The organism is Pseudomonas sp. (assembly GCF_049590575.1).
Taxonomy (GTDB): Bacteria; Pseudomonadota; Gammaproteobacteria; order Pseudomonadales; family Pseudomonadaceae; genus Aquipseudomonas.
Map to the genome: position 1 here is coordinate 1 of NZ_JBAWDE010000262.1, position 10998 is coordinate 10998.

Genomic DNA, 10998 nt, shown 5'->3' on the forward strand with positions numbered 1-10998 from the left:
CGATCAAGGCATGCGCGAGGCGGTTGGCCTGGCGGTCCAGCTCGCCGTAGGTCAGGGTTTGCGCATCGAATTTTACCGCCACCGCCTGCGGATTTTCCCGCGCACGGTCGGCGACCAATTCATGCACGAAGCGCTCGGCGCAGAAGCCGGCATCGGCCTGATTCCAACGCTGGAGAATGTGTTGCTGCTCGTCCTCGTCCAGCAGTTTCAGTTGACTGATGGGCTGCAGCTGATCGGCAACCATCGCCTGCAGCACATTCTGCCAATGGCGAGCCATGCGCTCGATGGTGGCGGCGTCAAACAGGTCGGTGGCATAACTGAGCGACGCGTGCAATTGGTCCTTGGACTCCTCGATATCGAGGGTCAGGTCGAATTGCGCAACGGCTTCATCCCAACTGACCGGGCTGATTTGCAAGTGCCCAAGGCGGCGTAAATGCCCACCCGCCAGGCTGACGTGGTGGTTGAACGCAACCTGGAACAACGGGCTCAGGCTCAAACTGCGCTCGGGCTGCAAAGCCTCGACCAGTTGTTCGAACGGCAGGTCCTGATGCGCCTGGGCCTCCAGCGCACGCTGTTTAACCTGCGCCAGTAACGCGCGCACGGTGGTGTGCCCGTCGATTTCCGCCTTGAGCACCTGGGTGTTGACGAAAAACCCGATCAGACGCTCGGTCTCGATCCGATTGCGATTGGCAATCGGCACGCCGACGCGAATATCCTGGTGGCCGCTGTAGCGATGCAGTAATACCTGATAAGACGCCAGTAATAACATGAACAAGGTCACGCCTTCACGCTGGGCAAGCGTCTTGAGTTCCTCCAGCAAAGGCGCCGCCAGCGGCACGCTCAGGCGCGCACCGCGATGGGTCGGCAGCGCCGGACGCTGGTGATCGAACGGCAATTCGAGCACCGGTTGCTCACCGCCAAGCTGCGCTCGCCAGTAATCGAGCTGCCGCGCCTTCTCCCCCGCTTCCATCCAACTGCGCTGCCAAAGGGCATAGTCGACGTACTGGATCGGCAGGTCCGGCAATTGCAGCGGCTGGCCCTGGCTGCAGGCGGTGTAGAGCTGGACCAGCTCGTCGACCATCACCTGCATCGACCAGCCATCGGAGATGATGTGATGCTGCACCAGCACCAGCACGTGCTCATCCTCGGCCAGGCGCAACAGGCTGACGCGCATCAGCGGCCCTTTACGCAAATCAAACGGCTGGGTGATCAGTGTTTCAATCAGGGCTTTCAAGCCCTCCTCGTCGGTGTGCAGCGAAGCCAGCTCGATTCGCGCGTGCGGGTCGATGACCTGCACAGTGCGCTCGCCCTCCTGTTGCAGAGAAACCCGCAGGCTGTCGTGGCGCGCCACCAGCGTGTCGAACGCGCGTTGCAAGGCAGGCTGGTCCAGCGAGCCCTTGAGGCGCAATGCACTGGGCACATGGTAGGCCGCGCTGTGCGGGTCAAGCTGCCAGAGGAACCACTGGCGCTCCTGCGCGTAGGACAACAGGAGCGTCTGGTCACGCTCGGCGCGCACGAGGGCTGGCGTCGAATCCCGCTCAGTGCCCAGAGCGCGCACAAAATCAGCCAGCAACGGGTGTTCGAATAACACCTTCAGGGTCACTTCAACCCCAAGGCCATGGCGTACGCGAGACACCATCTGCGTGGCGAGCAACGAATGCCCGCCCATTTCGAAGAAGTGATCGTTGAGCCCGACCCGCTCGGCGCCCAGCACCTGAGCCCAAATGGCCGCGACCTGTTGTTCCATCGCGGTGACCGGAGCAACCCAATCGACCAACGATTGGCCGGTGTCGGGTTTGGGCAGTGCGCCACGGTCGATCTTGCCGTTGGGGCTCAGCGGCAAGTGGTCCAGCAGCACGATGTGCCCCGGGACCATGTAGTCCGGCAGTTCGGCGCGCAATGTGGCCTTGAGCTGCGTGCGCAACGCGGCGTGCTCGGTTTCGGACAGCGCTTGGCTGGCCACGACGTAGCCTACCAACTGGTTATCGGCGGCGATGACCAGCGCTTCGCGCACACTGGCCTGGGCCAGCAGGCGCGCCTCGATTTCACTCAGTTCAATACGGAAACCGCGCACTTTGACCTGGTGGTCGATGCGCCCCACGTACTCGATCATGCCATCGGCGCGATAGCGCGCCAGGTCACCGGTGCGGTACAGCCGACCCGCGCCGCCGGTGCAGAACGGATCGGGGATGAAACGATGCGCCGTGAGCTCAGGACGGTTGAAGTAACCTCGCGCCAGCAATGGCCCACCGATCACCAGCTCGCCTGCAACACCCACCGGCACCGGGTTGAGGTTGGCGTCCAGCAGGTAAATGGCGCGGCCGTCCAGCACTCGGCCAATCGGCATCATCGACGGCAAGGCTTCGCGGCCATCGACGTACGCGGCGCAGTCCAGGGCGGTGGCGGTGACCGTGGCTTCGGTCGGCCCGTAGGTGTTGAGCAGGCGCACAGACTGCAAGCCGGCTTCACGCCAGGCGTTGAGGCCTTCGGGTGGCATGGCTTCGCCACCGATGTGCAGTTGGCGCAGGCGGCCGTAGTCGCGCGGGCCGTGGACGGCGAAGTCGCGCACCAGCAGCAGCCAGTAGGCGGTGGTCAGGTCGACCACGGAAATATCTTGCTCAAGCAATTGCCGGTAAAACGTATCGCTGTCCCACAGGTCGCCACCGCGCACCACCACCGCTGCACCGCAGCACAGGGCCGGGTATAGCTGTTCGACGAAACCGTCGAAGTTGAACGTACCGAATTGCAGCACACGGTCATGCGGTTGCAACGCGAACAACGCGATGAACACCTCTACGTGCCGCGCCAGCGACGCCTGGTCAATGCCCACGCCTTTCGGCCGCCCGGTGGAGCCGGAGGTGAACATCACGTAGGCCAGGTTGGCAGGCAGCGCCCGTGGCGACGGGTTTTCCCCACTGTAATCGGCAAGCCACTCGGGCGTGTCCTGCAGGCAGATCAAGCTCAAATCGTCGGTGATCGGCAGTTGCCGCACCAACGGCTGCTGGGTCAGCAACACCTGCAGGCCGCTGTCCTCAATCATGCATTGCAGGCGCTCGGCCGGGTATTTCGGGTCCAGCGGCACATACGCCCCACCGGCCTTGAGCACCGCCAGCAGCGCCACGACCATCTCCAGGGAGCGATCCACGGCCACGCCCACCAAGGTGTCGGCACAGACGCCCTGCTCGACCAGGCGATGGGCCAGGCGGTTGGCGCGCAGGTTCAGCTCGGCGTAGCTCAGGCGCCGCTTATCAAGGATCAAGGCGATGTTCTGCGGGTGCAACGCCGCTTGCTGCTCAAAGCGCTGCAACACGCTGGCCTGGGCAGGTTGTGCAACATCGCGCGGGTTCCAGTCTTGCAGTGCGCGCCGGCGCTCATCGGCGGGCAGCAAAGGTACGGCGCCCAAGGCTCGCTCCGGCGCATCGACAAATTGCTGCAGCAACCCTAAGAGGTAGGTGGCGATGTGTTGCACCGCGTCGCCGGCAAAATCCGCGCACAGGTATTCCAGGTGCAGGCTCACGCGTTGACCGCCGTGCACGGTGAGGGTCAGCGGGTAGTTGGTGCGTTCCTGATGGCTGACGCCGCTGAACTGCAGGCCGTCCTTGTCGGACTGCTCCAGGCTTTTGGCGACCGGGAAGTTTTCGAACACCACCAGGGTATCGAACAGCGCTTCGCCGGCCGAGCCCGCCCAGCGCTGGATATCGAACAGCGGCGTATGCTCGTGCTCGCGCATTGCCACGTTCAGCGCCTGGACGCTGCGTACCCAGTCGCCGACGCTTTGCGCAGGGCTGGCCGCGGCGATCAATGGCAAGGTGTTGATAAACAGGCCGACTTGCTGCTCGACATGCGCCAACTGCGCGGGGCGCCCGGACACGGTGACGCCGCAGGCAACGCTGGCCTGGCCGGTGTAGCGTTGCAGCAGCAACAGCCACGCCGCTTGTACAACACTGTTGAGGGTCACTTGATGAGCGCGGGCAAACGCACCCAGGCGACGGCTCTGGGCTTCATCCAGCTCACAGAGGATTCCACCGTACTCGCCGTCACCTTTTGCGGCAGTTTTGGCCACGCTGCGCGCCAGGTGCGTAGGCTCGTCCAATTGCGTCAGGCGCTGGCGCCAGAACGCCTCACCCACCGCCGGGTCCTGCTGTTGCAGCCAGGCGATATGCTGGGAAAACGCCGCAGCCGTCGGCGGCAATGCCTTGCCCTTGCAGGCTTGCAGCACTTCATTGAGCACCAGGGCGTTGCTCCAGCCATCCATCAGGATGTGATGGCTGGTATAGATCAAGTGCCAGCAGTCTTCGGCGCTGCGCACCAGCGCCACCCGCAGCAACGGCGGGCGCGCCAGCTCGAAGCCCTGGCGGTGGTGCTCGGCAGCCAGGCTGTCCAATGCTGCCGCGATGTCCTCGCGGCCACGCCAGTCATGTTCGGTGAATGGCAGGCTGACCTGGCGATACACCACTTGCAGCGCCTGGCCCTGGTCGTCCTGCCACACAAACCCGGTGCGCAGCATGTCGTGCCGAGCCATTACCTGCGCCCAGGCACACTGGAACTGCGCCACGTCCACGCCCTGCACATCGGCGCGCAGCTGGCTGACGTAGACGTCGTCTTCACCCTGACGGTACAGGCTATGGAACAGCATGCCCTGCTGCATGGGCGACAACGGGTACAGGTCCTGCACCTCGCGCGCGGGCAGCGCCAGATCGTCCAGCTGCGCTTGGGTCAACCGCGCCAGGCTCACATCGTGTGGGGTCAGGCCACTCTGCTGCGGGTCGATGCAATGCGCGATCAGTGCCAGCAGTTCCTGCTGGTAATCATCCACCAGGCCTTGAATGGTCGAAGCCTCGAACATCTCGCGGCTGAAGCCCCATCGCAGGGCCAATTCACCGCCATACACCTGCCCTTCCACCGTCAGCCAGTTGGCCAGCGGCGCCGCGGGGTCCTGGGCCTGGCCGCTGCCCTGGGTGGCTGGAACAAACAGCGCCGATTGATTGAACTGGCGGTCGAACTGCCCGAGGTAGTTGAAGGTGATGCGCGGTGCAGCCAGGTTCGACAGACTGGCGCGGGCCTGCGCCGTGCCCAGGTAGCGCAGCAGGCCGTAGCCGATGCCTTTGGCCGGCACGCCGCGCAGCTGCTCCTTGACCGATTTGATCGCACTCGACAGCTCGCCATCGGCGTGCAGGCGCACCGGGAACAGGCTGGTAAACCAGCCGACGGTACGGGTCAGGTCGACGTCGTCGAACAGGTCTTCGCGGCCATGGCCTTCGAGCTGGATAAGTGCGCCAGGCTGGCCGCTCCAGCGGCTGATCACGCGCGCCAGGGCGGTCAGCAGCAGGTCGTTGACCTGGGTGCGATAAGCTGCCGGGGCTTCCTGCAGGAGCTGGCGCGTGTGCTCGGCACTGAGGCGGACTTCGAGCGTGTTGCCGAGACGGTTTTGCAGGCCGCCCTGGGGGTTGTCGCAGGGCAGCTCGGCGTCAGCGGTCTGGGCCTGCCAGTAAGGCAGTTGCGCGTCGAGGGTCAGTGCGTGCGCCTGCAACTGCTGCGCCCACTGCTGGTAGGCGCTGGTCTTGGCCGGCAGGGTGCCAGCGCCATAGGCCTCTTGCAGATCTTCGAGCAGGATGCGCCAGGACACGCCGTCCACCACCAGGTGATGAACCACCAGCAGCAGACGCTGGCTGCCGTCGGCCATGTTTACCAGGGCGGCGCGCAGCAGCGGGCCTTGCGCAAGGTCAAGGCTGCGCTGGGCTTCATCGCAGAGCGCGGCCAGTTCGGCGTCAGTGCTGGCCTGGGACTGCCACAGGTCGCAGCTCGCCACGGGTGCGGCGTAGGTTTGCAGCCAGCCGGCGGCCTGCGGGGTGAAACGCAGGCGCAAGGCGTCGTGATGGTTGATCACTTGCGTCAAGGCCGCGTCCAGCCGGGCAGGCTCCAGCGCCTCGCGCGGGGTCAGCAGCAACGACTGGTTCCAATGCTCACGCGCCGGGATAGCCTGTTCGAAAAAACTGTGTTGCACGGGGGTCAGGATGACCTCACCCATGGCCGGGCCCTGGTCGACAACGGCGGCTTGCTCGAAGCTCGCCACCAACGCGAGGCTGCGCACGCTCTGGTATTGGAACAGGTCGCGCGGACTGAGGCGGATCCCCGCCTGGCGCGCGCGGCTGACCACCTGGATCGAGATGATCGAGTCGCCGCCCAGCTCGAAGAAATTGTCGTCCAGACCGACCTGTTCCACGCCGAGCACGTCACTCCAGATCGCGGCCAGGGCTTTTTGCAGGGCATTTTCCGGCGCGCTATACGCCTGCTGCGGAGCGGCATCCGGCAATGGCAGGGCCTTGCGGTCGAGCTTGCCATTGGCAGTGACCGGCAACTTGGCCAGGTGCACCATGTGGGTGGGCACCATGTATTCCGGCAAGCTGCTGAGCAGCCAGGCCTTGAGGTCGGCGGGCGCTTCACCCTCCAGCACCAGATAGGCCACAAGCTGCTTGCCGCCCTGCACCAGCACCACCGCCTCACGCACGCCTGGATGCTGCATCAGGCGCGTCTCGATTTCGCCCAGCTCGATGCGCAACCCACGCAGCTTGACCTGGTGGTCGAGGCGGCCCAGGTATTCGATCACGCCGTCGGCACGCTGACGCACGCGGTCACCGGTGCGGTACAGGCGCACGCCGTCACCGAACGGGCTGGGCACAAAACGCTCGGCGGTCAAGGCCGGGCGCCGATGGTAACTGCGCGCCAGGCCGCTGCCGCCCAGGTACAGCTCGCCAGACACCCCGGCCGGCACCGGATTGAGCTGGGCGTCGAGCACATAGGTGCCGAGGTTGGCGATGGGGCGGCCAATGGGCACGCTGTCGGCGCCTTCGTCGATGCAGGTCCAGTGGGTGACGTCGATGGCGGCTTCGGTCGGGCCATAGAGGTTGAACAGACCGGCCTGCGGCAGCTTGGCGAATACCTGGATTTGCGCGTCCAGCGGCAAGGCTTCGCCGCTGCACACAATACGCCTGAGGCTGGAGCACGCCTGCACGCCCGGTTCGTGGATAAACGCCTGGAGCATCGACGGCACAAAGTGCAAGGTGCTGATCGCGTGGCGGCCGATCGTCTCGATCAGGCGTGCCGGCTCGCGGTGTTCGCCTGGCGCGGCGACCACCAGGCGTGCGCCGGTCATCAGCGGCCAGAAGAACTCCCACACCGATACGTCAAAACTGAACGGGGTTTTCTGCAGGACCGCATCGCTGGCATCCAGCCCGTAGGCCTGTTGCATCCAACACAGGCGGTTGACCAACGCCCGATGGCTGTTGCCGGCGCCCTTGGGCTTGCCGGTGGAGCCGGAGGTATAGATCACGTAGGCCAGGTTCAGCGCGTGAATATTCACTGCGGGCGATTCGGTGCTGTAACCCTCGAGCCCCACGCCGGGCTGATCCAGGGCGATCACGCGAATGCCGGCAGCGGGCAGCGACGGCAGCAGGCGCTGCTGGCTGAGCAGCAGCTGGATGCCGCTATCTTCGATCATGTAGGCCAGGCGTTCCTGGGGGTATTCGGGGTCCAGCGGCACGTAGGCGCCACCGGCCTTGAGAATCGCCAACAGGCCGACCACCATCTCGATGGAACGCTCGACGCAGATCCCGACCAGGGCGTCCGGGCCCACACCCTGCTCGCGCAGGGCATGCGCCAGCTGGTTGGCACGCGCATCCAGTTGGGCATAGGTCAGCGTGGTGGCGCCGAATACCAGGGCCGGCGCATCGGGCGTGGCCTGCACCTGATCCTCGATCAGGTGATGAATACCGCGCTCGGTCGGATAGGTGTGCGCCGTCTGGTTCCAGGCCTGCACCAGCACCTGCTGCTCGTCGGCGGCCAGCATCGGCAGTTCACCGATGCGCTGCTCACCGTCGGCGACCATGGCCTGCAACAGGCTGATCCAGTGCCCGGCCATGCGCGCGATGGTCGGCGCGTCGAACAGGTCATTGGCGTAAGTCAGCGCGGCATGCAGGGTGCCGGATTTTTCGTAGGTGTCGAGGGTCAGGTCGAACTGGGTAGTGCGGCCTTGCCACTCCACCAGGGCCAGTTCCAGGCCGGAAGCGGTGCTGACCGAAGCGATGTCGGCCACCACCGGCTGGTGGTTGTACATCACTTGGAACAACGGCGTATGGCTCAGGCTGCGCTCGACCTTGAGGGCTTCCACCAGGCGCTCGAACGGCAATTCCTGATGGGCCTGGGCACCCAGCGCGTGCTCCTTGATGGCTTGCAACAGCTCGCTGACGCGGGTTTGCCCGCTGAGTTCGGTGCGCAATACCTGGGTGTTGACGAAGAAACCGATCAGCCCTTCGACTTCAGTGCGGTTGCGGTTGGCGATGGGCACGCCGACGCGGATATCGCCCTGCCCGGTATAGCGATGCAGCAGCACATTGAACGCGCCGAGCAACAGCATGAACAGGGTCACGTTGTGCTGTTGCGCGCAGGCACGCAGTTGCGCGGCCAGTGCCGGTTCAATTGCGAAGTTATGCCGAGTGCCCTGGTAGCTGGGCATCGCCGGGCGTGGGTGGTCGGTGGGCAGTTCCAGCACCGGGTGCTCATCGCCCAGGCGTGCCTGCCAGTATTCCAGTTGCCGGGCCTGCTCGCCGGCTTCCAGCCAGCGGCGTTGCCACAGCGCATAGTCGCTGTACTGGATCGGCAGCGGCGCCAGTTGCGGTGTTTCGTTGCGCTCATGAGCGTCGTAAAAACGGATGAACTCGTCGATCAGCACGTTCATCGACCAGCCGTCGGAGACGATGTGGTGCAGGGTCAGCAGCAGCACGTGTTCCTGGGGCTCGAGCTTGAGCAATTGCACGCGCAGCAGCGGGCCCTGCTCCAGGTCGAACGGCAGCAGCGACTGGCGGGTCGCCGCATGGTTGACGGCCTGCTCGCGCTCGGCGGCGGGCAGCTCGCTCAGGTCAAGTTGTTCGATGGCCAGCGACGGCTGCACCGCGACCTGCACCAGACGCTCGTCGGTCTGGCGCTGGAACACCGTGCGCAGGGTTTCATGGCGCGCGACCAGGCTGGCAAACGCCTGCTGCATCGCACCCAGGTTCAACGCGCCCTTGAGCCGCACGGCACCCGGCAGGTTGTAGGCGCCGCTGGCCGGGTCCAATTGCCAGAGAAACCACATGCGCTGTTGCGCGTAGGACAGCGCAAAGCGGTCCTCCACCTCGACCCCGGCCGGAATCGGAAACCGCGAAAAATCCACCCCTTCTTTCTGCAGTGCCTGCAGGAACAGCTGGCGTTTTTCCAGGGGCAACCCGATAAACCGGCGAGCAAGTTTCAAGGAGTCTTCAGCATTCATTTCTTGGAGTCCGGAGCAATAGGCAGGAAGCACAAAGGCACGTCGTCCCTATAAAACGAACCGGGCGGGGAAAAATTAGCGCAGGGATGGGAGGCCTCGAACGAGACGTCATCAAGGGTTACATCATTCTTGAGAAAGAGCGGACAACCCGAGCTAGCATTGACGAACACCACTTTTTGCAACTACATTTAGTTACACGCAGGGAACGCCGTGTCCAAAAATGAAAAGCTGCTCGCCAAATTGCTCAACGAGCAAATGGCATTTACCTGGCCAGAGCTCGTCACGCTGCTGCGCTGGCTTGGCTACACACAGATTGAGGGGGCAGGAAGCCGCGTCAAATTCGACATCGGCGACCCCGGTGCAATGATCACGCTGCACAGGCCCCACCCCGGCAACGAATTGAAACACTACATTCGGCGCCAGATCATCGAACAATTGAAATCAGGAGAACTGATTCAGTGAACAACCAACTGAACCACAAAGGCTACATCGGCTCCATTGAAGCCAGCGTCGAAGACAACTGCCTGTTCGGCAAGATTCTGTTCATCAAGGCGCTGGTGAGCTACGAAGGCAAAACCGTCGCCGAATTGGACGCCGCCTTTCGTGAAGCGGTAGACGACTACCTCACCACCTGCCAGTCGCTGGGGCAAACACCGGAAAAGCCGTGCAAAGGCTCGTTCAATGTTCGCGTGGGCCACGACCTGCATTTGGCTGCCGCCCTGGCGGCGACGCGCAAGAAGGTCACGCTCAATGACCTCACGCGCCAGGCACTTAAAGAGTTCCTGCAACAGCACGGTTCAGACCCGCATCCGGCAATTGGCTGACTACCCTAGCCGCCGGTAACCCAATACCGCCGACCCCAGCACCACCGCCCCAGCTGCCAGCGCCACCCAAAAACCGCTGGCCGCGCCAAAGTGGTCGATCATCCAGCCGGAGCTGGCGGCACCGATGGCCACGCCGATGCTCAGGCCGGTGATCAGCCAGGTCATGCCTTCGGTCAGGCGGCTGGGCGGGACGATCCGCTCCACCAGCGCCATCGACACGATCAGGGTGGGGGCGAAGAACAGGCCGGAGATGAAAATCGCCACCGCCAGCCCGGGAATGTGGGTCACCAGCAGCAGTGGCAAGGTGGTCAGCGCGGTGGCTATCCCGCAGAACAGAAACTGCCGAGGCAGCGAGGCCTTGAGCTTGAGTGTGCCGAACGCCAACCCCGCCAGGCACGAACCGATGGCATACACCGACAGCACGATACTCGCCGCCGCCGGCTGGCCCTGCTGCTGGGCGAAGGCCACGCTGACCACATCTACCACGCCGACGATCACGCCCATGGCCAACAGCAGGATCATCAGAATCAGGACTGAAGGCGAAGCGATCAGCCATCCGCCGTGGTGCTCCTGATGCGCGTGCACAGGCGGCTCCGTCTCGCGTTGCAGCACAAAGGTGGTGACGCCCACCGCCAACAGCAGTGCCGCGACCAATGGGCCGGCCTCCGGAAACAGCACCACGCTGAGCCCCACGGAAATCGGCGGGCCGATGATAAAACACACTTCATCGAGTACCGACTCAAGGGCAAACGCGGTTTGCAACTTGGGCTGGCCGCGGTACAGCTCGGTCCAGCGCGCGCGCACCATGGCCGACATATTCGGCATGCAGCCGGCCAAGGCGGCGAACAGGAACAGCGTCCAGCTCGGCGC

General features: G+C 64.2%; 4 protein-coding genes. 2 read left to right on the forward strand and 2 right to left on the reverse strand.

Translation table 11 applies throughout. From position 1 onward, the window contains the following. A partial coding sequence (locus WBR57_RS18105) for an amino acid adenylation domain-containing protein (RefSeq protein WP_424085249.1) occupies window positions 1-9304 on the reverse strand: 9304 nt, incomplete at its 3' end. Between the two features lie 210 nt (window positions 9305-9514). On the opposite strand from WBR57_RS18105, the gene WBR57_RS18110 reads away from it, so the two are divergent. Together WBR57_RS18110 and WBR57_RS18115 are read left to right on the forward strand one after the other, a co-directional pair. Next, window positions 9515-9766 carry a type II toxin-antitoxin system HicA family toxin gene (locus WBR57_RS18110; RefSeq protein ID WP_424085251.1) on the forward strand — a complete coding sequence of 84 codons (252 nt, stop codon included), beginning with the start codon at window positions 9515-9517 and terminating at the stop codon, window positions 9764-9766. Beyond that, window positions 9763-10128, forward strand: coding sequence for a type II toxin-antitoxin system HicB family antitoxin (locus tag WBR57_RS18115; RefSeq protein WP_424085253.1), 366 nt, complete (start codon window positions 9763-9765; stop codon window positions 10126-10128). The genes WBR57_RS18110 and WBR57_RS18115 overlap by 4 nt, the downstream gene beginning before the upstream one ends. On the opposite strand, the gene WBR57_RS18120 is transcribed toward WBR57_RS18115, so the two are convergent. Then, window positions 10129-10998: MFS transporter (locus tag WBR57_RS18120; protein WP_424085255.1), on the reverse strand; the 870-nt coding region annotated here is incomplete at its 5' end.